At 31.3% G+C, this 25,603-nt stretch carries 15 protein-coding genes and 1 tRNA gene; 10 read left to right on the forward strand and 6 right to left on the reverse strand.

Annotated elements, in window-relative coordinates; all coding sequences use genetic code 11:
- Position 1: 1 nt before the first annotated feature.
- From pgmB to FHG05_RS07535, 3 genes are all read right to left on the reverse strand, one after another.
- Entirely contained in the window at positions 2-658 is a 657-nt protein-coding gene (gene pgmB / locus FHG05_RS07525; protein ID WP_140997406.1) for a beta-phosphoglucomutase, read from the reverse strand.
- Entirely contained in the window at positions 648-2,174 is a 1,527-nt protein-coding gene (locus FHG05_RS07530; RefSeq protein ID WP_140997407.1) for an MFS transporter, read from the reverse strand. Before FHG05_RS07530 ends, pgmB begins: the two co-directional genes overlap by 11 nt.
- 200 nt (positions 2,175-2,374) lie before the next feature.
- Positions 2,375-3,397, reverse strand: coding sequence for a LacI family DNA-binding transcriptional regulator (locus tag FHG05_RS07535; protein WP_140997408.1), 1,023 nt, complete (start codon positions 3,395-3,397; stop codon positions 2,375-2,377).
- Between the two features lie 227 nt (positions 3,398-3,624).
- Here FHG05_RS07535 and FHG05_RS07540 point away from each other — a divergent pair, with 227 nt between their 5' ends.
- The 10 genes from FHG05_RS07540 (at position 3,625) to FHG05_RS07585 (ending at position 23,202) form a co-directional block, all read left to right on the forward strand.
- On the forward strand, positions 3,625-6,696 hold the full coding sequence (locus FHG05_RS07540) for a SusC/RagA family TonB-linked outer membrane protein (protein ID WP_140997409.1): 3,072 nt from the start codon (positions 3,625-3,627) through the stop codon (positions 6,694-6,696).
- A gap of 10 nt (positions 6,697-6,706) precedes the next feature.
- Positions 6,707-8,248, forward strand: a complete 1,542-nt coding sequence (locus tag FHG05_RS07545; protein ID WP_140997410.1) for a RagB/SusD family nutrient uptake outer membrane protein — start codon at positions 6,707-6,709, stop codon at positions 8,246-8,248.
- Positions 8,249-8,265: 17 nt separating this feature from the next.
- A complete protein-coding gene (locus tag FHG05_RS07550) occupies positions 8,266-9,351 on the forward strand; it encodes a SusE domain-containing protein (RefSeq protein WP_140997411.1) in 1,086 nt (361 codons plus the stop codon).
- 43 nt (positions 9,352-9,394) lie between these two features.
- Positions 9,395-12,262, forward strand: coding sequence for an alpha-amylase family glycosyl hydrolase (locus tag FHG05_RS07555; RefSeq protein ID WP_140997412.1), 2,868 nt, complete (start codon positions 9,395-9,397; stop codon positions 12,260-12,262).
- A gap of 98 nt (positions 12,263-12,360) precedes the next feature.
- On the forward strand, positions 12,361-12,816 hold the full coding sequence (locus tag FHG05_RS07560) for a hypothetical protein (RefSeq protein ID WP_140997413.1): 456 nt from the start codon (positions 12,361-12,363) through the stop codon (positions 12,814-12,816).
- 285 nt (positions 12,817-13,101) lie between these two features.
- Entirely contained in the window at positions 13,102-14,724 is a 1,623-nt protein-coding gene (locus FHG05_RS07565) for a T9SS type A sorting domain-containing protein (protein WP_140997414.1), read from the forward strand.
- Between the two features lie 14 nt (positions 14,725-14,738).
- On the forward strand, positions 14,739-17,807 hold the full coding sequence (locus tag FHG05_RS07570; RefSeq protein WP_140997415.1) for a hypothetical protein: 3,069 nt from the start codon (positions 14,739-14,741) through the stop codon (positions 17,805-17,807).
- 36 nt (positions 17,808-17,843) lie between these two features.
- Positions 17,844-21,812, forward strand: a complete 3,969-nt coding sequence (locus FHG05_RS18535) for a DUF6443 domain-containing protein (protein WP_198172265.1) — start codon at positions 17,844-17,846, stop codon at positions 21,810-21,812.
- The gene (locus FHG05_RS07580; RefSeq protein ID WP_140997416.1) at positions 21,805-22,353 is read left to right on the forward strand and encodes a hypothetical protein; all 549 of its coding nucleotides are present in this window, start codon (positions 21,805-21,807) and stop codon (positions 22,351-22,353) included. Before FHG05_RS18535 ends, FHG05_RS07580 begins: the two co-directional genes overlap by 8 nt.
- 471 nt (positions 22,354-22,824) lie before the next feature.
- Positions 22,825-23,202, forward strand: a complete 378-nt coding sequence (locus tag FHG05_RS07585; protein ID WP_140997417.1) for a hypothetical protein — start codon at positions 22,825-22,827, stop codon at positions 23,200-23,202.
- Between the two features lie 173 nt (positions 23,203-23,375).
- On the opposite strand, the gene FHG05_RS07590 is transcribed toward FHG05_RS07585, so the two are convergent.
- From FHG05_RS07590 to fbaA, 3 genes are all read right to left on the reverse strand, one after another.
- Positions 23,376-23,457: transfer RNA gene (locus FHG05_RS07590), tRNA-Leu, on the reverse strand.
- 130 nt (positions 23,458-23,587) lie between these two features.
- The gene (gene accD / locus FHG05_RS07595; protein ID WP_130736752.1) at positions 23,588-24,442 is read right to left on the reverse strand and encodes an acetyl-CoA carboxylase, carboxyltransferase subunit beta; all 855 of its coding nucleotides are present in this window, start codon (positions 24,440-24,442) and stop codon (positions 23,588-23,590) included.
- Positions 24,443-24,527: 85 nt separating this feature from the next.
- Complete coding sequence (gene fbaA, locus FHG05_RS07600; protein ID WP_140997418.1) at positions 24,528-25,595, reverse strand: class II fructose-bisphosphate aldolase; 1,068 nt, start codon at positions 25,593-25,595, stop codon at positions 24,528-24,530.
- Positions 25,596-25,603 lie beyond the last annotated feature (8 nt).

Raw genomic sequence — 25,603 nt, forward strand, 5'->3', positions numbered from 1 at the left:
TTTATTTTTTCAATAAATTGTCTAAAAAAGTTGTGTCGATAAAAGTAAAGTTGGGGAAAATAAATTTCGCCTCATGCAAAACCTCTTTTTCGCCTATTCCAATACTCGTCATTTGAGCAATATTTGCCGCTTGAATTCCTGCAACCGAATCTTCAAAAACAATACAATTTGTAGGTGATGCATTCATTTTTTTTGCCCCTTGAAGGAAAACTTCGGGATCGGGTTTTGCATTGGTAACATCATTGCCATCTACTATAACATCAAAATAGTGTATGATTCCCGTTTTTTCTAAAATTGGTCTTGCATTTTTACTAGCACTACCTAAAACAATATTTTGTTGATATTCTTTAAGGTAATTTAATACAGAAGATACTCCAGGTAATATTTCGCTTTCATCTAATTCATCGATGTAAGAAAGATACTCTGTGTTTTTTTGTATAAGCCATTTGTTTTTATCTTCTTGTGAAGCAGTAATGTTTCCCAATTCTAATATAATATCTAAAGAACGAACTCTACTAACTCCTTTTAACTGTTCATTATGTTCTGGTGTAAAATTTATTCCTAATTGAGAAGCCAATCGTTGCCATGCTAAAAAATGATATTTAGCAGTGTCAACAATTACGCCATCTAAATCAAATATGAAAGTTTTATTGTTCATTAATATTTAATTTTCTTTTTGTTTTTACTGTTAATGTTAAAAGGCCTGCAAAAATCATAGAAAATCCTCCTATAATTAGCGCATAAATAGGTTGGTCATCAAAAAAAGTATTGACTAAAAACCCTAGAATTGTTCCAGCTACAATTTGAGGTATCACAATGAAGAAATTGAAAACACCCATATAATATCCCATTTTGTTTGCTGGTAAAGCTCCAGATAACATAGCATAAGGAATAGAGAGAATACTAGCCCATGCAATTCCTACACCAACCATAGCTAACAATAATCCTGTTTTATCCGATAAGAAATAAATAGAAATAAGTCCTAAACCACCTGCAACTAACGCTAACATATGAGTGAATTTATTGCTGGTTCTTTTTGCAATAACAGGCAATAAAAATGCTACTGCTGCCGCAACTCCATTATAAACTGTAAACATAACACTAACCCAATCTGCAGCGTCATTATATACTTTTGAAGTGGTATCAAAAGAGTTGAATACGTGACCCGTAACAGATTTAGTTGTGTATATCCACATCGCAAATAAGGCAAACCAAGAAAAGAATTGGACCCAAGCTAATTGTTTCATGGTTTTTGGCATATTTAATAAATCGGTAACGATTACTGTAAAACCATTTCTTACTTGAGCTTTACGCAATTGTGAAACAATGATAAATAATAATCCAGTTACGAATAAACCAATAGCCAATATATATAATTCCTTATGCGAATTGTTTATTCTATTGATATAATACACATACGATAAGGCTATTAGTCCAATGATGGTCAATAGAATTCCATAATTCCATTGTTTTTTGAATGGGACTAAAGATTGGCTGTTTTCAATTTTATTAAGATTAGGTTCTTTGTTTTTTTCAAACTTTTCTAACTCTTCTGGTGTGTATTCTTTTGAATTGAATACAGTCCATAACACAGCTAATAGAAAAACAATTCCTCCAATGTAGAAAGACCATTTTACGGATGGAGCTATAATTCCTTTTGGAGCAGTATTTGGCATGTTGAACCAATTGGTAAAAATGTAAGGTAAGGCTGAGCCTACAACTGCACCAGCTCCAATAAAGAAACTCTGCATGGAGAAACCTAATGTTCTTTGTTTTTCAGGTAAATTATCTCCAACAAAAGCTCGAAAAGGTTCCATGGAAATGTTTATGGAAGAATCCATTATCCATAAGGTACCTATGGCTACCCATAAAGTTGGGGAATTGGGCATGATGCATAGTGCGATTGAAGATAAAATGGCACCTGCTAAAAAATAGGGTCTTCTTCTTCCAAGCTTTGTCCAAGTTCGGTCAGAAAAATAGCCTACGATAGGTTGTACAATTAATCCAGTTAAAGGAGCGGCTAACCAATATAGGCCAATTTTATCCACTTCAGCACCAAGGGTGTCGAAAATTCTAGAAGTATTTGCATTTTGCAAGGCAAAACCAAACTGTATTCCTAAAAAACCGAAACTCATGTTCCAAATTTCCCAGAAACCTAATTTACGCTTTTCCATTATCGTAACGTTTTATTATTTTACGATAAGCGTGATTGCTTATCAAAACTTAGTATTGTAGAAGTGTATTATAAGCTTTGATTGAGTACAAATATATATTTTATTTTATTCTAAAAATCTTTTTTAACTACTTTTTTTTGGAGGAAAAAGTGTTTTTTGTGTTTTTAACTATTTGTTTTTCAGTTTATTATATTAAACTATCACGTTTGCGTAGATTCTCTAGAAATTAAGTTGGTTTCAATAACTTCTGTGCGATATCTTTCCTCTTCTTCATCTTCTGCTTCTAGTCTTTCAATTAACATTTCAGCAGCTTTTCTTCCCATTTTAACACCATTTTGACTTACAGTAGTAATTGTGGGTGTTGAAAATTTTGAGATAATTCCATCTGTGAATGCAATAACCGATAGTTCTTCCGGAATTTTTATTCCTTTTTTCAAAGCTTCTTTAATAGCAACTACTGCAAAAAGTTCGTTCACAGCAAATACACTATCTATTTTTTGTTCCGCAATTAATTTTTCAATTACATCCGAACAATTATCTATATCTTCAATTTTTAAAATGATGTTTTCATCTATTGGTAAATTATGATCTTTTAAAGCTTTTATGTAACCTTCAGTTCTCAATTTTCCTACACTTACATAGTCAACAGTAGTTATTAAAGCAATCTTTTTGCGTCCTTCTTCAATTAAAAAATTGACAGCTTGGTAAGCGGCCAATAAATCATCAATAATTACTTTATCAGCAAGAATTTCATTGGCTACTCTATCAAACATAACAATTGGCATTCCTTGGTTAATGACCTCTTGTAAATGATGGAAATCTTTTTTTTGCTGCGTTTCTTTGGATAAGGACATAATGAAACCATCAGTGCTTCCATTGGCAAGCATTTCAAGGTTAATTACTTCTTTGTCGAATGACTCATCCGATAAACACACTATTACATTATAACCTTGTTCATTTGCGACTTGTTCAATTCCACTAATAACTGTAGCAAAAAAATGATGTACAATTTCAGGAATGATAATACCTATAGTCTTCGTTTTTTTATTTTTTAAACTTAAGGCAATGTTGTTGGGTTTGTAGTTATATAGTTTTGCAAATGCTTGTACTTTTAAACGAGTATCTTCACTAATTTCTGGACTGTTTTTTAAGGATTTGGATACAGTTGAAATAGATACATCTAACTCTTTGGCAATTTGTTTTAAAGTTACTTTTCTTTTCATTGCATTTTTTGTAAATTTAATATTTTCAATAAAAGTACTTTTATTTTTCTTAGTATCGTAATTTTAATGTAAAAAATGCTAGGATTTAACAAAGTTTTCAACACGAAAACGTTTTCGGTTAGCCTTTATCGCTCACTGATTTTTTTTAAAGCTTTTTTTACATAAATTTAACATTAGAAGTGAATTATAAGCGAATATAATTAAAGATTTAACCCTAAACAAATTGTATGAAAACATTACAAAAAAAGCTATTATTTTTCATGCTGGTAGTATTACCAATGGGGATGTTTGCACAAAACATTTTAAAAGGAAGAGTGTTAGACAGTGCCACTCAATCTCCATTGCCTAGTGTGAATATAGCAGTAGTTAATAGTACGTCAGGAACTGCCACAGATTTTGACGGAAATTTTACACTTTCTAATTTATCTAATGGAGATCAAATTGTTTTCTCTTATGTAGGATTTGTAAAGCAAACGTTCACTTATAAAGGTGAAAAAGAAATTACTATATTAATGATTGAAGACGCCAATCAGTTAGAAGGTGTAGTAGTTATTGGTTATGGATCTGTTAAAAAAGAAGACGCTACAGGATCTTTAGTTTCTGTAACTACAAAAGATTTTAATAAAGGAGCAATTGTTTCTGCGGATCAATTATTAACTGGAAAAGTAGCGGGTCTTAGAATCACTTCAAATGGTGGTCAACCTGATTCAGCTCCAAATATTAGAATTAGAGGAGGTTCTTCTTTAAGTGCTAACAGTAGTCCTTTAATTGTTATTGATGGTATACCGTTAGATAACACAACGCAAGCTGGAGTTAGTAATCCATTGTCTTTTATTAATCCAAATGATATTGAAAGTTTTACAGTTCTAAAAGATGCATCTGCTTCTGCTATTTATGGATCTAGAGCTTCTAATGGTGTTATTATTATAACAACCAAAAAAGGAACTTCTGGTCAAGCACAATATAATTATTCTGCAAATGTATCCGTTGGTAAAGTTGGTAAGAAAATTGATGTGATGAATGGGAAAGAGTTTACTCAATTTATTGAACAGTATCATCCAACTTATACTAATTATTTAGGTATAGATGATCCAAATTCAACTTTGGTTGATGATCCATCAACACCTGGAGTAATTGAAGGTAGAATTTTATATGATACTGATTGGCAAGACGAAATTTACAGAACTGCTATTTCAACGGATCATAATTTTAGTGCTAAAACGAATTTATATAAAGTATTACCCATGAGAGCTTCTTTAGGTTATACTAAAAACGAAGGTTTAGTTAAAACAAATGATTATGAGAGATATAATTATTCATTGAAATTAACACCAAAACTTTTTACAGATCATTTAAAAATCGACGCCAATGCAAGATTGATAAATGTTGTGAAAAATTCAATCGATGAAGGTGGTGCTTTAGGAGGTGCTATTAAAATGGATCCTACTAAACCATTATATGATTACTCCGCTTCTAATAGATTTGGAGGTTATTATCAAGATTTGGTTACAAATTCTAATAATATAAGTGGTCAATATAATCCATTAGCTTTATTAGAGCAAAGAAATAGACCCGAAAGAGTACTTCGATTTTTAGGTAACATTGAAATGGATTATAAAATGCATTTTTTACCTGAATTAAGAGCAGTATTGAATTTAGGTATTGATGCTTCTAAAGCTAGAATTCGTGAAACATTTAACAATAATGCTATAGCTACTTATAGGGTAATCAATAATGATACAGATTATGTCTTTAATCCTGGACTAAATTATTTAGAAAATCAAAAAATGACAAATGTAACCATGGATTCTTATTTAGCGTATGCTAAATCTTTTGATGGATTTGTAAATAAATTTGATATTCAAGGAGGTTATTCGTATCAAAACTTTAAGAATGACGGAAACAAAGAAATTTACAGGTATAATATAGACACGGGAATTAGAGAGGTGCAGCCAAATGTAAACAATCCAAACAATAGATATTATAATGTATTGAATTTACAATCCTTTTTTGGTAGAGCGAATATAGACTTAGCAAATAAATATTTAGTTACCTTAACTTTTAGAGCAGACGGTTCTTCTTTGTTTAGAGAAGATAAAAGATGGGGTTATTTTCCATCAGCAGCAGTAGCTTGGAAATTAAAAGAAGAAAGCTTTCTTTCAAATGTTGCCTTTGTGAATGATGCAAAAGTAAGAATTGGAGTAGGTAAAACAGGACAACAAGATATCACAGGAACTGTAGGGTTTTATCCATCTACACCTTTGTTTAGCGTTGGGAGCAATAGTAGTCAATATTTATATGGTTCTAACCTATATTCTGCTTTAGCATTTAATGAAGATTTAACTTGGGAAAAAACAACTACCTATAACTTAGGTATTGATTTTGATTTCTTTAAGAACAACTTTTTATCAGGAAGTTTTGATATTTATAAGAAAGAAACAAATGATTTATTAGCAAGAGTACCATTACCTCCAGGACAAGGACTAACAGATACTTTTGTTAAAAACGTTGGTAGTACAGAAGGTAAAGGTTTTGAGCTAAGTTTGAATGTGAAACCAGTACAAACAGAAGATTATAAATTAGAAGTTTACACTAATGTAGCTTATAGTTATGTAAAAGTAACCGATTTAAAAGATGTTGATAAAGTGCAAGCTGGAGGTAATTTGCCAACAGGTACTGGAGTTAATATTGCGGATCATGTAGTAGGCTTACAACCGTATTCATTTTGGGTATTTGAGCAATTGTATGATGCAGATGGGAATGTTATTCCTGGTGCTTTTGTAGACAGAAATGGAGATAATGTAATAACCAACGACGATAGATATTATAAGGCAGTAAGACCAAATTGGACTTTTGGTTTTGGATTTGCATTTAATTATAAAAATTGGGATTTAAGTTCTAGTTTTAGAGGGCAATTTGGGGGACAAGTTTATAATTCAAGAATTTTAACTTCAGGTTGGGTTGATAGTGCAATTCCAGTGAACAACAATAGCTTGTCAAATGTTTTAAATTTTTATGGAGGGGAGTCTGATTTAGCTTTCCAAAACTTTAATGGAAATGCCACTTTTTCAGATTATTTCTTAGAAGATGCCACTTTTTTAAGATGTGAGAATATCATTTTAGGATATAAATTCAACAAATTAATAAAAACTTCTTCTCTAAGACTGTATGGTGCTCTGAATAATCCTTTTTTAATAACAAAGTATGGAGGTCAAGATCCTGAAAATTTTGGAGCAATTGATACGAATTTTTACCCAAGACCAACTTCTTACACGTTTGGATTAAGTTTAGATTTTTAAAAAAATAAATATGAAAAGAATCAAATTATTAAGTTTATTCATCTTTTGTGCTGCTTTGTTTTCTGGATGTACAGATGATTTAAACACAGAACCAAAAGTAGAATTGTCATTAGAACAATTGCTACAGAAAGATCCAAATGCTATTACTGGTATTATGTCGAAATTGTATGGTTCCTTTGCTTTATCAGGTCCTGATGGACCAGGTTCTTCTGATATAAGTGATGACCCAGGAGAATCTCCATTTTTAAGAGGAATTATCAATTTGCAAGAATTTACTGCAGACGGGATGAAAAATCGTTGGGGAGATAATGGTTTAGACCAATTAACAACTACTTCAAGTTGGGACGAAAACAATAAATTTTTCAGATATTTATATAATAGAGTTTATTATACTGTTCCTCAATGTAATAATCTATTAGTAGTTTTAAATAATGTTGATATACCTAATAAAGAATCCATTACTAGTGAAGTACGATTTTTGAGATCATTAGCCTATTACTATATGATTGATTGTTTTGGAAAAGGGGTTTTAGTAACCGAAGAAAATGCGGGTGTTTCAACACCACTTCCAGAAGCGTCGAGATTAGATTTATTCAACTTCGTTGAATCAGAATTATTAGATATTGAAGATAAAATTAATATGACAAATGCTTATGGTAGAGCAAATAAATCTGTTGTAAGAATGTTATTGGCAAAATTATATTTGAATGCCCAAGTGTATACAGGAGTAGATAGATATACTGATGCGTTGACTTATACTAAAAAAGTTATTGATGAGGGAGGTTATACATTAGAACCTAATTTTGCATCTAATTTTACAGGTGATAATAATGCATCATCAGAAATTATTTATCCATTAATTGCAGATCCTTTAGTAAGCCAAAGTTATGGAAATACCACCTATATTGTAAACGGAAGTTTAAATAGTGCTACCATGACATTAAGTACCTATGGTGCTACTCAAGGCTGGGCAGGTCACAGAGCCACTAAAGCATGGTATGGTCTTTTTGGTAATTTATCAACTTCTACAGATGATAGAGCACAATTGTTTTGGACAAATGGTCATACTTTCGAAATGACAGATTATAAGGAATGGACTAATGGGTATCCATCAATCAAGTTTAGAAATAATAATTATATGTCTGCTACAACGCCTACAGACTTTTCTGGGACAGATTTTCCATTATTTAGATTGGCAGATGCTTATTTAATGTATGCTGAATGTGTGGTAAGAGGTGCAACTGGTGGTTCTTTAACTGAGGCAGTTACTTATGTAAATGCTGTTAGAACAAGATCTAATGCGTTAACTATTTCATCTAGTGAATTGGATTTAGACTTCCTAATTGAAGAAAGAGGTAGGGAGCTAATGTTAGAAGGACATAGAAGAAGTGATTTAATTCGTTTTGGAATGTTTACAGGAGGAAGTTATCTATGGCCTTGGAAAGGAAATACTGTTAATGGTGCTTCAATTCCAGTTACTTATAACGTATTCCCAATTCCTTTAACAGCTTTACAAGCAAATCCTAACTTATCACAAAATCCAGGTTATTAACATAAAATTGTTTTAAAATGAAAAAAATATTAAAAATATCTGCTCTAGCCTTATTATTATTCACAAGTTTTTCTTGTGAAAATGATGAGCAAGTTACCGTTAAAGCTTCAGGTGATCCGCAATTAGTTTCTCCTGTAAATGGAAGTACTTATGAATTAAATCCTGCAAATGCTTCAAGTGAAGCAACAACTTTAGTTTGGAACCATGCAGAATATTCTGTACAAACAGAAGTTAATTATGAAGTACAAATAGCTTTATCAGGAACTGATTTTGCAACGTATGAAATTGGAGGAATGACAACAAGTCGTTTTGTGACTTGGACTGTAGAAGCACTTAATGGAGTGATGCTAAATTTAGGAGCAATACCTTACAATGCTACGGATGTAGATGTTAGAGTTAAAGCTTCTTTAGGTTCAAATGAAAGCTTGATTACTTATTCTAATGTTATTACTTTAACAGTTACTCCTTACCCAACTGATTTACCAAAAATTGCTGTGCCTGGTAATCACCAAGGATGGAATCCACCAACTGCACCAGAATTAGCAGCTTCTGATTTTGGTAAAACTGATTTTGAAGGATTTCTATGGTTAGATGGAGAGTTCAAATTTATTGCACCAAATGCATCAGGTGCTTATGAATGGGGAAATGTTGATTGGGGTGATGATGGAACATTTTCAGGAGTTTTACTACAAGGTAGTTCAACTAACTGTGGGCCAGCTGCAGCTGGTTATTATAGAGTAAAAGCTAATACAGGTGCTGTTACTTCAGATAATCCTAATGGTTTAACATATACAGTAGAAATTGCTAATTGGGCAGTTACTGGTGCTGCTACTCCTAATGGATGGCCTGATCCAGCTCTAGATCATGATATGACTTATGATTCTTCAACAAAAAAATGGAGTATAACTTTACCATTAACTGCAGGAGAATTCAAGTTTAGAGCTAACAATGCTTGGGATTTAAATTTAGGTGGGGATTCAAATGGTGATGAATATATGGATTATGGTGGGCCAAATTTAACAGTACCTTCAGCAGGAACGTATTTAATCGAATTGGATTTAAGTAACCCAAGAGAGTACACTTATACATTAACTGCTCAATAAATAATAAAGGCTACTTAGGTAGCCTTTTTCAAATATAGTAACAATGAAAAAAATTACCTTTTTATTAACTTTTTTTATATCTTTTGTTTACTCTCAACAGCAAAACGTAACGTATAGTGTTAGTCCTTCTTCTTTTGAAGAAAATCAGAGTATTACTATTACCATTAATGGCAACTCTATTAATGAAGCTACTTGGGGAGTTACTGGAAATGCCCTTTATTTATGGGCTTGGTCTTTTGATACCAATGATACCAATATCTTAGATTGTCCTACCAATGGTTCTTGGACGAGTTCTAATGAAGCGAATCGATTAACCTATAATGCAGGTCCAGATACCTATACCATGACTTTTGTTCCCAATACGTTTTATGCTAGAACAGGAATTGGTAGAATAGGGTTTTTAGTAAAAGCGAAAGATGGAACTGGTGATAAAAAATCACAAGATATTTTAATTGAAGTTGGTGCTTTTCAATCCACTTTAGTTACACCAGCGGTTAATTCTACAACCATTTTAAATTCAGGAGGTAACCTGTCTATTTCGGCTAACAATAATAATGGTAATGCTAATTATAATTTAAAAGCGAATGGAGCTTCTATCAATTCGGTTACGAATGTAAGTTCATATAGTTTCAACCATACGAATATTACCAGCAACCAAAATTATGAATTAGAAATTACGCAAGGAGCGGTTACTCAAACCAAAACTTTTGCTGTAGTAGTGAATCCAGGTGCAGGAACTCAAGCGCTTCCTAATGGAATGGAAATTGGAATTAATTATGATGCATCCGATAACACTAAAGCGACTTTAGTATTAAATGCTCCAGGGAAAGATTTTGTATATGTGGCAGGTTCTTTTAACAATTGGAACCCAAGCAATGCTTATGCCATGAAAAAAGATACGTCTTCTGAAAAATTCTGGTTGGAACTTACTGGTTTAACACCAGGACAAATCTATACCTATCAATATTGGGTAGTGGATCAAACGCCTATTACAAATTCTCCTTCTTTGGTGAAAGCAGCAGATCCTTGTTCTACATTAGTTTTGTCTCCATACGATGATCCATATATTCCAAGTACTTCTTATCCAAATTTACCTACTTATCCAGCAGGTCAAGAAAGAGAAGTAACGGTATTGCAAACGGCTCAAACGCCATACAATTGGCAAGTGACTAATTTTACAAAACCGAATAAAGATAATTTAGTAGTTTACGAACTTCTAGTACGTGATTTCGATGCAGACCGAAATTATCAAGATGTGATAGATAAAATCATGTATTTAAAAAATTTAGGAATTACGGCAATCGAATTAATGCCAGTAATGGAATTTGAAGGGAATGAAAGTTGGGGTTACAACACTTCTTTTCACATGGCTTTGGATAAATTCTACGGTACAGAAGATAAGTTGAGAGAATTAGTAGATGTGTGTCATCAAAATGGTATTGCGGTTATTTTAGATATCGCTTTTAATCATGCTTTCGGAAGAAATCCAATGGTAAGAATGTGGATGAATGATCCAGACGGTGACGGTTGGGGGAGCCCAAGTACAGATAATCCTTACTTTAATACAGTAGCGCGACATACCTATAGTGTAGGTGAAGATTTCAATCATGCTTCTGCACATACAAAAGAATATGTAAAACGAACCTTAAAACATTGGATTAATGATTTTAAAATTGATGGTTTCCGTTGGGATTTAACCAAAGGGTTTACACAAAACTGTACGAGTGGCGATGAAACGTGTACCAATGCGTACCAACAAGATCGTATCGATGTTTTGAAAGAATATGTAGATTATACTTGGAGTTTAGATACCAATCACTACGCTATTTTTGAACATTTAGGTTCTGATAATGAAGAGCAACAATGGGCAAATTATAGACTAGGAGAAGGTAAAGGAATTATGATGTGGGGTGAAATGTTCTTTAATTATAAAGAATTAGCGAAAGGATATGCGACCAATGGAGATATTTCAAGAATAGGCCACGTGAGCAGAGGTTTTTCTGGGAAACGTTTAATGGGGTATCCTGAAAGCCATGATAAAGATCGTTTAATGTATGAAGCCGTAACTTATGGTAATAATGCAGGAAGTTATCCAGTATATGGAAACCTTACCAATGCTTTAAACCGAATGGCTTCTTTAGGCGCAATAAGCGTATTGGTTCCAGGACCAAAAATGATTTGGCATTTTCAAGAATTAGGTATGGATGATTCTATTTATACGTGTACCAATGGTACTGTAAATTCTGAATCTGATCCGACTCCAGGAGATTGTAAATTGGCTACAAAACCACAACCACAATGGGTTGAAAATTGGACAAGCGACCCAATTAGAGGTGCAATTTATGATAAGTATGCACGAATGATTGCTTTAAAAACGAACGAACCAGTTTTTAATGGAGATTACGCCATTAGTCCAGATGGAAATAATATTAGACAAAGAATCTATGTTTACGATAATAGTTTGCCCACTACGCAATTGAAAAATGTAGTGATTTTGGCTAATTTTTCTGTAGCAGATTTAACGATTAATCCTAATTTTCCTTACACTGGAACTTGGTACGATTTAATGAATGATACGCCTTATGTAGTTACGAATACAACAACTGCAATTAGTATTCCTTCTGGTCAATTTAGAATTTTTGGTAATCAACCAAGTACTTTAAGTACTTCTGAATTTGAAGCAAATGATAAAGTTTTGGTGTATCCAAATCCTGCAAAAAGCAACCTGCATGTGTCTTTAGATGCTAATAAAGTTGCTATTTATGCCATAACAGGACAATTGGTGAAGAGTTTTAATTCGGTGAAAGCAAATCAAAGTTTATCGATTGAAGATATTCAAAAAGGAATTTATTTTATTACGATTACTAATTCCGATAACACCATCACTAAAATAAAATTTAGTAAAGATTAATTTGATTTAGGATATGTTTTTAAAAAGCATCTTTTTTTAAAAGGTGCTTTTTTTAGTTTAAAAACATACTATAAGCTGTTTTTTTAAGTTATTAAAGTATGAAAAAGAAAAATTTATATACCCTAGCTGTCCTTTTAATACTTATTATAGGATGTAAATCGGGTGGTGTATCTACCCAATATCGAGATGATTTTACCAGTGTTTCAGAAAGCGAAAAGAATGCGTTTTTGAAACAGCAGAACGCGGATGGAACTAATCGTAGCGTTCTCATTTTAACACAAGGCTTTAAAGGAGAAAAGATTACGGCAAAACAAGGTGAAAAATCGGTTTATTCGAGTTATCCTATTACCAATTTAAACACAAAACTGGCCGATTATTTTAGTTTTTCTAACGAGAGTACCTTAATTATACACGATCAGTTTTCTAAAAAAGACATTGCAATTCCAGCGGATAAAGCACAAAAGTATAAATTCATTTATTTGATGAAAGAATATAAAGACGATACAGCCGATTTCTCGATTACGTATAGCAATACCTTGCGACCATTGAAATAAATTTTTCTATTTACATTTAACTATAATTACAGAAAAATTGTAATATTAGTTAAATGTAAAATATTCCTATTTTTTAAAAAATGCGGAGACTATTTTTGCCGCAGAAAAAATAAAAGTCTTTTGATCAACCTTTTACCTTTTTTAATGCTCTATAGAGTAGAGATAATTCAAAAAGTACGTATTTATACGTAGCAAAAAGTATGAAAAATACGTATAAATACGTATTGACAACTATAGGTAAGAAGACCTAGTTTTGTTCTCGAGTAAAAATTACATGCTATTCTTATGATAAAAAAATCCTCATTCTTTGGGTTTGCCTTACTTTTGGCAAGTTCCTTTTCTTATGCCCAAGACATCCTTTGGGAAAAAACCTACGGAGGCAAACATGCCGAATTTTTGTACGATGCAATTCCTACACCAGATTATGGTTTTATTCTGGCAGGAAGTTCTATTTCTGGTAAAAACGGAAATAAAGAAGACAATAATAAAGGCGATTTAGATTATTGGCTTTGGAAAATGGACGAAAAAGGGAACCTCGATTGGCAAAAAAGCTTTGGAGGTAACCAAGTCGATTTGTTGCAAAGTATTGCTATTACTAGTGATGGTGGTTTTATTTTAGGAGGTAGTTCTTCTTCAAATAAAGGTATCGACAAGCAAGATGACTGCAAAGGCCAGGAAGACTTTTGGGTGATTAAATTGAATGCTAAAGGTCAGGAATTGTGGCAAAAAACCATTGGCGGTAATGGTATGGAAAAACTACTGAGTATTGCACAAACCATAGACGGTGGCTACATTTTAGGTGGTACTTCAAGCTCAAATACTTCACCCGATTTAGAAAAGAATCCTTTTGGTAAAAGCGAAGATTCGAGAGGAAATTTAGATTTTTGGATTGTAAAATTAAAAGCTGATGGCAGCATGCAGTGGCAAAAAACCATAGGCGGTCAATATGTAGACGAATTAAAAAGTATTTCTCAAACCAAAGACGGTGGTTATATTTTAGGAGGTTATTCCAATTCACCTGTTTCTGGTGATAAAACAGAAGCGAATTTTGGTTTAGGTGATTATTGGATAGTCAAACTTGATGAAACGGGAAGTATCGAATGGCAACGTACCTTAGGTGGTGATAAAGACGATAACTTATTTACCTTATTGCAAACCAAAGATGGTGGTTTTATTGTGGGTGGAAATTCCAATTCAGGAGCTACGAATTCCAAATCAAAATCCAGTCAAAATGGATCGGATTTTTGGGTGTTAAAATTGGATGAGAAAGGTGAAATCGATTGGCAAGAAACCTATAACTATGGAAAAATTGATGTGCTAACTTCTATTGTAGAAAACAAAGATGGCAGTTATTTAATTGGTGGTTATGCGCAAAGTGAGTCAAGAGCCAATGCACAAAAGATATTAGGTAAGAGTCTTAGTTCAGACAAAGAAGGGATTAACGATTATATCGCTTTAAAGATTAATGCGAAAGGAGAAGAAATTTGGAGTCAAACGGTTGGTAGTAAAGGTGATGAAGTGTTGAAGAAACTCTTAGAAACTAGAGACGGTGGTTATCTTTTAGCAGGAACTTCCAAAGGAAGCGCTTCAAGAGATAAGAAATCAGCTAAAGGAGGTAGTGATTTTTGGGTAGTAAAACTGCGCGATAAAGAAAAAGAAGAAGAACTAAAAATTAAGGTTGAGGCAATGCCAAATCCTGCAATTAGTTTTACCAATATCATCGTAAACTTTGAATACGAAACAGGAACGGCTACTGTATATGATTTAAACGGCAGAAGCCTACAAACCCAAGCCTTAAAAGGCGACCGCACCATTCCTATTGAAGTAAGTCATCTACCACAAGGGATTTACTTAGTGGAAATAAAAACCAACACCGAAAAAGGAAGCGTAAAAGTGATTAAAAAATAAGATACCCAATTATAATGAAAAAAAAATTAAGATTTAGATTGATATTAATATTAATCTTCTGTAATTGTTATTATTCTAATTCTCAAGGAATATCTAATAAATTAGAAACTTCTAAATCAAATGTGAGTTTTCCAACCAATCCAAGTGTTTACGAATTTAGTAAATATGGAGATGTAAATATAAATGAATATAGAGGTTTGGCGGATATTAATATTCCATTATACCAGATAAGTTTAGATGGAATTAATATTGGTTTAAATTTAAATTACTATACAGGAGGCATAAAAGTCTCTGAAGAAGCTGGATTGGTGGGATTAGGTTGGAATATGAGTTTGCCAACTTTAATTCAAAATATAAAAGATGAAGATGATTTAGATCCTTTTACTAAGTTTCAAACTTTGCCTGGTAATACAGGTAATACCATTTTTCCAACAGCTGGAGGTTTAAATCCAGATTATTGGAGTCCAAGCTACTTTACGTTTGGTGGTGCTGATGTAGCAACACCATGTTCAAATGCTGGTTCAGTAGCTTATAATATACAACCACAATATTTTGTTTCAAGTGGATATTTTTTAATTAATAAAGATGGGAAGTACCCTTGCGGATCTGAATTCTACGATATGTGTTATACAAATGTTGATACAGAGCCAGATACATTTACAGTTAATATTAATGGAGATAACTTAATTATTATTAGAGACGATATTGGAGTAAATACACCATCACCAATTAATAATGTTTCCTTACCCTTAAAAGTTATAAATGGACATTCTGAGTATAAAGTGGAATTATTAAATGATGGAGGTATTAAAATTATTGATTTTAGTGGGAGTCAATATTTTTTTAATCTTATTAATTCAATAAATTCAATTTTCACAAATAATGGTTATCTTCAAAATGGTTCCTTATCAAATCAAGTTACTTCTAAAATCTTTAAATTAACAAAAATTATTACAAATAAAAATAATGAAATAATTTTTTCATATTTCAATGGAACAGTAAAAGATTTAGAGAAGCATAGTTATATTTATTATAAAAACATTAATACCACTTCGCAAACCTTACAAAGTAATTACTATAATTCTAATCCAGAGAATATTGAAGGTGTAAATCTGCCTACTTTTAATAGTAGTCAACAATCTTCATATACAGTTACAAGTGAAAAACAGTCGCAATTATTTTCTTTTTTAACTACAATTTCCACTCCTAATGAGGTGGTTAGTTTTAATTATAGTGATAGAATTGATTATGAAGGAATGAAAAAAATAGATAATATTCAAATAGCTAATAATAATAATGTAATAAAATCAATTGATTTTAATTATAGTTACTTTAGTAATGGAACTGGATACTTGAATAATAGGTTGAAGTTGGAATCTGTGTCAACTAATAATGAAAACTCGTATAGTTTTATTTATAATGAAGGTGACTTACCATCGAAAAATTCATATTCTATTGATTATTGGGGATATTTTAATGGAAAACCAAATATTAGTTTTTTTCCAAATTTAAATGATCTTGGCTACAGTAATTATAATGATAATTCACAAAATGATTTTAAAAGTTATTTGACGTTTTGCAAAATAGCTAGTTTACAAAAAATAATTTATCCCACTGGTGGTTATTCCGAATTTGAATATGAACTTAATGAATTTGATGATCTAATTCTTCATCCTAATATGAATAATTATGTGCCAATTATTACTAAAGGTGGTGGATTAAGAATTAAGTCAATTAGTGATTTTTCTGCATTAAATAGTTTGTCTAGTAAAAAACAATATAATTATTATAATGGGAAAGTGATTTTTAAAAAGAGATTAGTTAGAGAAATTACGGGTGTTAAATCTATTATAAGTTCAGGGATTAATACACCTATTCCTAATTTAACTAAATATAATACTAATTTAATTGAAGCAAATTTAAGTAATGGAAATTTGGGTAAAAATTTTATTGACGAAATTGATGACTATATAGGTTATGATAAAGTAGAAATTACAAAAATAGGAGGTTCTTATAATGGTAAAATTTTGAAAGAATTCACAAATACTGCTTATAATATTTTATTTCCTTTTCAAAAATTGAACTTTAAACCCACATTTTATAAAGATAGAAATTATTTAAGCAATGGTACATTACTAAACGAAAAAATATTTAATAATTCCAATGAAGTGATTAAAGAAAAAAAATATATATATTCATTATTAACTTCAAATATAAATAGATATGGTGTTAGTTTTTCGGCATACGATACTACTTATTTTTTTCAATTTAATTCAAACGGATCTCAAGAATTTATTCATCCTAGATTTTTATTAACTTCTTATCCAATTTTTGCAAATACTCCAAGATTATTAAAAGTGATTGACTCTGATGTTTTTTCTTCTGGGACGAAATTAACAACTACAGAATATCAGTATAATTCTAATAACATTCCAATTGGGAAAACATTAAAAAATCAATCTGGAGAAATTATCTATCAGGAAAATTCTTCAATGAGTACTAATTCAGTTGTTTTAAGTAAAAATATTCTTGATTTACCAATTTGGTTATCTGTTAGTGAAAATGGTTCTGTTAAAAAATTTTTACAATATATATATTCTACCGATAATAATGTTGTCTTGCCTATCAAAACTGAAGAGTTGCCAGAAGGTAATCCTGATCCATCAACAAAAATAAATTTTTTCTATGATCTTTATGATGATAAAAATAATGTGCTTCAATACCATCAGGAACATAATATAAATGTTAGTATTATTTGGGGTTACAACAAAACGCTACCCGTAGCAAAAATTGAAAATGTGGCATATTCTAGTATTTCTTCTTCTTTGATTCAAGCAATACAAGAAGCTTCAAATACAGGTACAGAAGCTCAGTTACTTATTGCATTGGAAAATTTAAGAAATGCATTACCAGATGCAATGGTAACAACTTATACACATAAACCTTTGGTAGGAGTTTGTACAATGGTAGACGCAAAAGGCAATAAGTTTACATATCATTACGACACAAATAACAGGTTGCAGTTTGTAAAAGATAAAAATGGTAATGTTTTAAGTGAAAATGAGTATCATTATAAAGATTAAGGTAAGATGAATAAAAATTATAGAAAGAATAGTCAAATGAAAAGTATTTTACCTTTTTCATTTTTAAATAGTCAGTTGAGAATTACTAGTAATGTATTTTTTGTTGTAATTAGTTTGCTTTTTTCGTTGCTTTCTTTTTCCCAAAGTCAAGATAAAAATTATATAAAAACAATCAAATACAAAAAAGAAACCACTCAGAATACGCTAGATCCTACTAATCCAACAGATGCTGTACTTCAAGTTCAGTATTTTGATGGTTTGGGTAGACCAGTTCAGCAAGTTGCTTATAAACAATCAGGAGAAGGAAATGATATTATCATTCCAATGGAGTATGATGGTTTTGGAAGACAAGCAAAAGATTTTTTACCTTACGTACGATCGAGTTCGACTTTAGATTTTGATTCCAGTGCATTAAGTAGTCAGTCGAATTACTATTCAAGTAGTACGAATCCCAATTTTGAAACGACTAATTTTCCATTTAGTGAAAAAATATATGATGGTTCTCCATTAAATCGAGTGATGAGACAGTCCGCTCCTGGAGCATCTTGGGCTATAGATAGTGGTCATGAGGTAAAATACGGTTACGATTTAAATTCAGAGAGCGACGAAGTATTTCGTTTTAAAGTTACAAAGAATGGTATCAATTATACTTTAGAGTGTTTAGGATATTATAATCCAAATACAATATATAAAAATACTGTAAAAAATGAAAATTGGCAAGCATTAGATGGTGTAAATAATACTACTGAGGAGTATGTTGATAATTTAGATAGAACTGTTCTTAAAAGAAGTTTTAATAACGGACAAAAGTTTGATACCTACTATATATATGATGCTATTGGTAATTTAACTTATGTAGTTCCGCCTCAGGCTTCAGATAATATAGTTAGTGTTCAGACAAATCAAACACCTTATACTTACTCTCAATATTTTAACATTTCAGAATTTTTAATAGATTCTTCAGGTAATCCTGTAACAGCTGGTGGAGGAGGAATGTCTATTCAAATCCAGAATAGTACTATAAGTTTAAACTTATCTGCTGGTTTAGGAGTACAATCTACTTTTGATTTAACAAAACAATTTCAGATTAATGCTGTTGCACCTATACCTGATATGATTTTAGGATATGTTGATTTTTATTATACCAGTAATCATCAATTTATTGTAAAAATTGAAAATAATAAACTTTTTTTTGAGGATTATGATGTAAATAATCCGCAGATATATTTTACATCTCTTCCAGGAATATCTCAAAATTTAAGTAAACCCTTGGATTCTAATGTTTTTGGTGGAGTAACAACATATTCTTACACACTTAATTTTTCAGAAATTGAAAATTTAGGTTATCAATATAAATATGATACACGTAATCGTATTATAGAGAAAAAATTGCCTGGTAAGGATTGGGAATACATTATTTATGATAGATTAGATCGTCCAGTAGCTAATGGACCAGCTTTTACACCTTATGGAGGAACTACTTTAGGTTGGATGATTACAGAATATGATGTTTTTGGTAGAGTTACACAAACTGGTTGGAAACAAATGGCTGTTTCTTCCACAGATAGAGCAACTTATCAAGATAATATTAATTCAGGGAGTAATCCATTTACTTTAGCCATTGATGATCTTATTTTAACAAAAAACTTTTACGATTCGTATACGTATCCAGGAGCTCCTTCACTTCCAACTGACGTTGAGGGACAAGCTTTAGCAACAGACGTAAAAGGATTGTTGACAGGTTCTTGGGTTAAAGTAATGGATGCTACAAATCCCAATGCAGCAGAAATAGGCTATAGTTTATATGATGTACAATATCGTCCAGTAAGAAGCTATGTTTCTAATTCTCTGGGAGGTTACACCCAAATTGATAATAAGCTCGATTGGGCAGGTAAAACACTATACACAATTACTATTAATAAACATGATAGTAATAGTGCAAATATTTTTACAGTTAGGGATAATTATACTTATACGGAACAAGACCGTTTAAGTCTTCATACCCAACAAGTAAATGGTGGGGTAGAACAGTTAATTGTAAAAAACACCTATGATGAATTAGGGCAACTGGTGAGTAAAAATGTTGGGGGTACAGATACAACAGGAAATACGGCTTTACAAATTGTTGACTATACTTATAATATTAGAGGTTGGTTAAAAAATATTAACGATGTAAATAATTTAGGAAGTGATTTATTTGCTTTTAAGATTAGATATAATGATGCAGAAGAAGCAACTCCTTTATTTAATGGTAATATAGCAGAGACATATTGGAAGACATCAAGTGATAATAAATTAAGAAGATACAATTATGCTTATGATCATTTAAATAGGCTATTAGATGCTAAATACGAAAGAGTAGGAGAAACGACCCCTTTAAATGCCTACCGAGAAACCATAAATTATGACAAAAATGGTAATATTAAAGATTTAAGTAGATATGGGGTTATAGATGATACTAATTATACCATTCCTATGGATGATTTGATTTATCATTATGATATCAATAATAAAAATCAATTGATGCGTGTAGATGATAACACAAATTCACCAGAAGGTTTTGTGGACGGAAATACGAGTGGAGATGATTATGAGTATGATGATTATGGTAATCTTACAAGAGATAAAAATAAGCATATTCAATCCATTACTTATAACCATTATAATTTGCCTACTCATATTTTATTTGAAGATGGGAATGAAATTTCCTATCTTTATAGTGCAACTGGTCAGAAGATAAGTAAAAAAGTATCTGAAAATAGTGTAGTAGCTACTACAGAATACTTATTAGGAGGTTTTCAGTATTTAGACGGATTATTGCAGTTTTTTCCACATGCAGAAGGATATGTAAAGTATCACATTCCTGAGGCATGTTCTACTTGTAGAGTAAGTCCCACTTTCAAATATGTTTTTAACTATACAGACCATTTAGGAAACATAAGATTGAGTTACTCAGATGTTGATGGAAATGGTTTTCTTGGAATGGAACACACAACAGTTTGTTTTACAAGTCCAAAGAGTGGAGCATTAATTTGTAATGATTATTTTGTAAGCCCCGTTTTAGAAGAAAATCATTATTATCCGTATGGATTAAAACACCAAGGATATAATGCAGATAATGCACAACCAAATTATAAGTATAAATACAACGGTAAAGAGTTGCAAAATGAGTTAGGATTAAACATGTACGATTTGGGAGCAAGAATGTATGACCCTGCATTGGCACGATTTATGGTACAAGACCCAATGGCGGACTTTGTGAATTATCAATCACCTTATGTGGCTAGTGATAATAATCCTGTTTTATATAGAGATGAATATGGATTAGGAATATTAAATGTTATAGGAAATTTATTCAGAAGAGCAAAAAATGGAGTTAAAAGAATTTTCTCAGGAAAGAATTGTAATTGTGGTGGCAGGGAGGAATCAATAGCGGAATCATGGGAAAAACCAGATTTTGGATGGTATGGATCAGACAAAGGAAGTAGTAGGAGCTATAAAGTAGTTAGAGAACCTTTTATGGGAGAATTACAGAATTACTTAACTTTACAACCTTTTAAAGCTTTACAACCACCAACAGTTAATTTTAAACTGCCAATGATGTTTGAAGATTTTGATTTTATATTAAATGTAAATATTAGTTTTAAAAGTAGTTCTGATGTAATAAGAGATAGCAAAAAGAATAATGAAGTTTTTGATTACATTTTAAAAACACTTAAGGAATATCCTCAAATAACATTATTTATTAGAGGTAATGGTGTATTTGATAAACCAAATGTGATTATGAATCGTGATTCGCAAGCTTATTTAAATAATATATCAACAACAGTTTCGGCTTTAATGCTTGCAAGAGCTAGAGCCATTGAGGCTTACCTGATTAGAAATGGAATAGATTGGAGAAGAATAAAAGTTGCCGAAGGAGATGTTTTAAATAATAAGGGGAGAGGAAATAATTCTATTATAAATTTTAGAAATGTTCCAAAAAAAATTAAGAAATATGAATAAAATTTTTATTATTTTTATTGGTGTAATATTTTTTTTACTAAGTAATAAAAGTATTGATAAAAAGAATTTAGTTCAATGGTGCTCAGAAAGAAAGCTGAATTGGGATGATTTTTTAGGTACACCAGATACTATTAATAATCCTTTAGCTGATGCTGCAGTTTTTACAAGTTTAGAAATAACAAAAAATGAATTTATAGATGGTTTGCCAAGATTAGAGGTTAAGTCTTTTTTTATTAAAAGCAAATCATGGAGAATTGTTAATGATAGTTCTACATTAGCTCATGAACAATTGCATTTTGATATTGCTGAAATTTATGCTAGAAAAATAAGAAAGGCTTTTGATAGTTTGAATAAACTAAAAGTGAATCACAGTGGTCCCTATTCGAAAGTATTTTCAATTCTAGCACAAGAGAAAAATGAATATAATATGCTTTATGATCTTAATGTTTATTCTAATAAAGAAAAACAAAAAGAATGGTCTCTGATAGTTGCTAAAGAACTAGAGGAATTACAAGCATATGAATTGAAATGCAATGAATAGCTCTCAAAATAGCTAAATATAAAACCACTCCTTAAAGAGTGGTTTTATATTTTAAGCCTAAAAGCATCTCTCAATAATCTAAAAGCTGCTATTTATAATCTAAAAGCGCATAATTATAGACTAAAAGATTCTAATTAAAACTTCAAAGCTTCTAATAATAAGCTAAAAGGTATTATTTACAACCTCAAAGCTTCTATTTGTAATCAAAAAGCTTGTAATTATAAACGAATAGGTTCAAATTATATTCAAAAAGCATCTTTTAATAAGCAAAAAGGTTGTCATTACAAGCTAAAAGGTATTTTTTACATCCAAAAAGCTATTAATTTTATTTATTTTTGAAGAAAGGTTAGGTTGCTTTTGATTAATATTACTGGAACGGATTGCACCCAAAGCTTCAGCCGAATTGGCGAAGTGAATCCGAGCTATCGGTAATGAAATTGAAATTTTTTGATGTATAATGTTTAAATTTTTATGGAGAAAAAATCTGATAAATATTTTAAAATTGGTTTAATTATATTTTTTGTATTATTTTACCTAATCAATCGTGTTCTAGTTTTTAAAAATGTTGTTGAAACTTATAAAAATAAGCTTTGTTTTAAAGTAGAATCAATAGATGAGAATATAAATGGTTATATTAGGATTTTTAGTAAAGGTGAGCTTCAGCATTTAGTTGCATATAATTTAACAGATCATGATTTATTGGAGGTTGGAGATATTTTGTATAAAAAAAAGTGTGATAATATATTGTGTGTTTTGAGATTTAATGATGAAACAAATAAATATGAAGTTTTTAAAAAGATACCTGCAAGAAACTATCTGTTTTTAGAAAAATGGACCGATTGCAAATAATTAATTTAATATATTATGAAAAGTTTTTTTTAAATAATTATTATTCTATCCCTAATAACGCGAAAATGTTTTCCGTGAACAAAAAATATATAATGAACAACTATAGTTGTTATATTTCAAATCTGTAAATAAATACCATAAAAAAAGCCGAACCATTGTTCAGCTTTTTGTTGTGCGGGTAAAAGGACTCGAACCTTCACACCTTGCGGCACCAGATCCTAAGTCTGGCGTGTCTACCAATTTCACCATACCCGCTAAATTGGAGTGCAAATATAATTATTTTTAGATATAATCAAAAACTTTTAGCTGTTTTTTGAAAGGTTTTCTATCGCTTTTTTGCTAAAGGATTGAAAAAGAAAAAGCCAGCAATTTTGCTGGCTTCTTTTTATCGTATTTCTTGATTTAAAATCAAATCAATATATAAGTTGATTTTGTTTTTTAATTCTTTTCGGTGCGAAATAAAATCCAAGAATCCGTGTTCTAACAAGAACTCTGAAGTTTGGAAGCCTTCTGGTAAATCTTTACCTGTTGTGTCTTTTACCACACGCGGACCTGCAAAACCAATTAAAGCACCTGGTTCTCCAATGTTGATGTCTCCTAACATTGCATAAGAAGCTGTAGTTCCTCCTGTAGTTGGATCTGTACAAAGTGAAATATATGGTACTTTTGCGTCAGCTAATTGCGCTAATTTAGCAGAAGTTTTGGCTAACTGCATTAAGGAATAAGCCGCTTCCATCATTCGGGCACCACCCGATTTAGAAATCATTACAAAAGGTATTTTGTTTTGGATAGCATAATCAATTCCTCTAGCAATTTTTTCTCCTACAACCGCTCCCATGGAACCGCCAATAAAAGCAAAATCCATACATGAAACTACTAAGTCTTTTCCTTTCGATTTTCCAACTGCAGTACGAACCGCATCTTTTAATTTGGTTTTTTCCATAGCATCTTTTAAACGATCGCCATATTTCTTAGTGTCTTCAAACTTCAAAGGGTCTTTAGAAGTCATTTTAGCATCTAATTCTTTAAATTCATTGTTGTCAAACAAAATTTCAAAGTATTCGGCACTCCCTATTCGTACATGAAAATCATCTTCTGGACTTACCCATAAATTTTTTGCTAGTTCCTCAGTGTCTACAATTTTACCTGTTGGCGATTTGTACCACAAACCTTTAGGAACATCTTTTTTATCTTCTGTTGCTGTTTGAATTCCTTTTTCTTTTCTTTTAAACCAAGCCATAATTCTTGAAGTTAGAAGTTGTAAAATCAAAATTTAGAACTAGAAATCGTAATTTCTTAATTCTAAATTTTAAATTCTAAATTAATTATAAAGTGTTAACGTTATTTAAATCGGCAAATGCTTGCTCAAGTCTTTTGTTAAATGTTACTTCACCTTCTCTAATCCATTTTCTTGGATCATAGTGTTTTTTGTTTGGACTTTCTGGACCTTCTGGACTACCAATTTGAGTTTTTAAATACTCGATATTTTTCGTCATATAGTCACGAATTCCTTCTGTGAAAGCAAATTGTAAATCGGTATCAATATTCATTTTAATTACTCCGTAAGAAATCGCTTCTCTAATTTCTTCTAGTGTAGAACCACTTCCACCATGGAAAACAAAATCAACTGGGTTTGCCGTTGTGCTGTATTTGTTTTGAACATATTCTTGAGAGTTCTTTAATATTTTTGGAGTTAATTTTACATTTCCTGGTTTGTAAACCCCGTGTACATTTCCAAAAGCAGCTGCAATGGTAAATCTCGGACTCACTTTCATTAATTCTTCGTATGCGTAAGCTACTTCTTCAGGTTGTGTATATAATTTGGAACTGTCAACATCAGAATTGTCTACACCATCTTCTTCACCACCTGTAATTCCTAATTCAATTTCTAACGTCATGTCCATTTTGCTCATGCGCTCTAAATATTTTTTAGAAATTTCAATATTTTCTTCTATTGGTTCTTCTGATAAATCAATCATGTGAGAACTAAACAAAGGCTTTCCTTTTTCTTTGTAAAATTGCTCTGAAGCATCTAATAAACCATCAATCCAAGGTAATAAGTTCTTCGCACAGTGATCAGTATGTAAAATGACAGTTGCTCCATAAGCTTCTGCTAATTCATGTATGTGTTTTGCTCCTGCAACAGCTCCTAAAATAGCTGCTTTTTGATTTTCATTTGAAAGCCCTTTTCCAGCATTAAATTGAGCACCACCATTTGAAAACTGAATGATAACGGGTGCTTTTAGTTTAGCGGCAGTTTCTAGAACACCGTTTATTGTGCTTGAACCTGTAACATTAACTGCTGGTAATGCAAATCCTTTTTCTTTAGCATATTTGAATATTTCTTTAACTTGATTTCCAGTTGCTACACCAGGTTTTATTGAATGATTCATAGTTAGTT

Source organism: Flavobacterium profundi (assembly GCF_006491645.1).
Lineage (GTDB): Bacteria > Bacteroidota > Bacteroidia > Flavobacteriales > Flavobacteriaceae > Flavobacterium > Flavobacterium profundi.

What these genes read in the sequence shown, in the direction of transcription:
- FHG05_RS07585 (WP_140997417.1), top strand. Translation starts at nt 22,825, where the DNA reads ATGGAGAAAAAATCTGATAAATATTTTAAAATTGGTTTAATTATATTT.
- accD (WP_130736752.1), bottom strand. Translation starts at nt 24,442, where the DNA reads ATGGCTTGGTTTAAAAGAAAAGAAAAAGGAATTCAAACAGCAACAGAA.
- FHG05_RS07530 (WP_140997407.1), bottom strand. Translation starts at nt 2,174, where the DNA reads ATGGAAAAGCGTAAATTAGGTTTCTGGGAAATTTGGAACATGAGTTTC.
- FHG05_RS07545 (WP_140997410.1), top strand. Translation starts at nt 6,707, where the DNA reads ATGAAAAGAATCAAATTATTAAGTTTATTCATCTTTTGTGCTGCTTTG.
- FHG05_RS07555 (WP_140997412.1), top strand. Translation starts at nt 9,395, where the DNA reads ATGAAAAAAATTACCTTTTTATTAACTTTTTTTATATCTTTTGTTTAC.
- FHG05_RS07540 (WP_140997409.1), top strand. Translation starts at nt 3,625, where the DNA reads ATGAAAACATTACAAAAAAAGCTATTATTTTTCATGCTGGTAGTATTA.
- FHG05_RS07565 (WP_140997414.1), top strand. Translation starts at nt 13,102, where the DNA reads ATGATAAAAAAATCCTCATTCTTTGGGTTTGCCTTACTTTTGGCAAGT.
- FHG05_RS07550 (WP_140997411.1), top strand. Translation starts at nt 8,266, where the DNA reads ATGAAAAAAATATTAAAAATATCTGCTCTAGCCTTATTATTATTCACA.
- FHG05_RS07560 (WP_140997413.1), top strand. Translation starts at nt 12,361, where the DNA reads ATGAAAAAGAAAAATTTATATACCCTAGCTGTCCTTTTAATACTTATT.
- pgmB (WP_140997406.1), bottom strand. Translation starts at nt 658, where the DNA reads ATGAACAATAAAACTTTCATATTTGATTTAGATGGCGTAATTGTTGAC.
- FHG05_RS07580 (WP_140997416.1), top strand. Translation starts at nt 21,805, where the DNA reads ATGAATAAAATTTTTATTATTTTTATTGGTGTAATATTTTTTTTACTA.
- FHG05_RS07570 (WP_140997415.1), top strand. Translation starts at nt 14,739, where the DNA reads ATGAAAAAAAAATTAAGATTTAGATTGATATTAATATTAATCTTCTGT.
- FHG05_RS07535 (WP_140997408.1), bottom strand. Translation starts at nt 3,397, where the DNA reads ATGAAAAGAAAAGTAACTTTAAAACAAATTGCCAAAGAGTTAGATGTA.
- FHG05_RS18535 (WP_198172265.1), top strand. Translation starts at nt 17,844, where the DNA reads ATGAAAAGTATTTTACCTTTTTCATTTTTAAATAGTCAGTTGAGAATT.
- fbaA (WP_140997418.1), bottom strand. Translation starts at nt 25,595, where the DNA reads ATGAATCATTCAATAAAACCTGGTGTAGCAACTGGAAATCAAGTTAAA.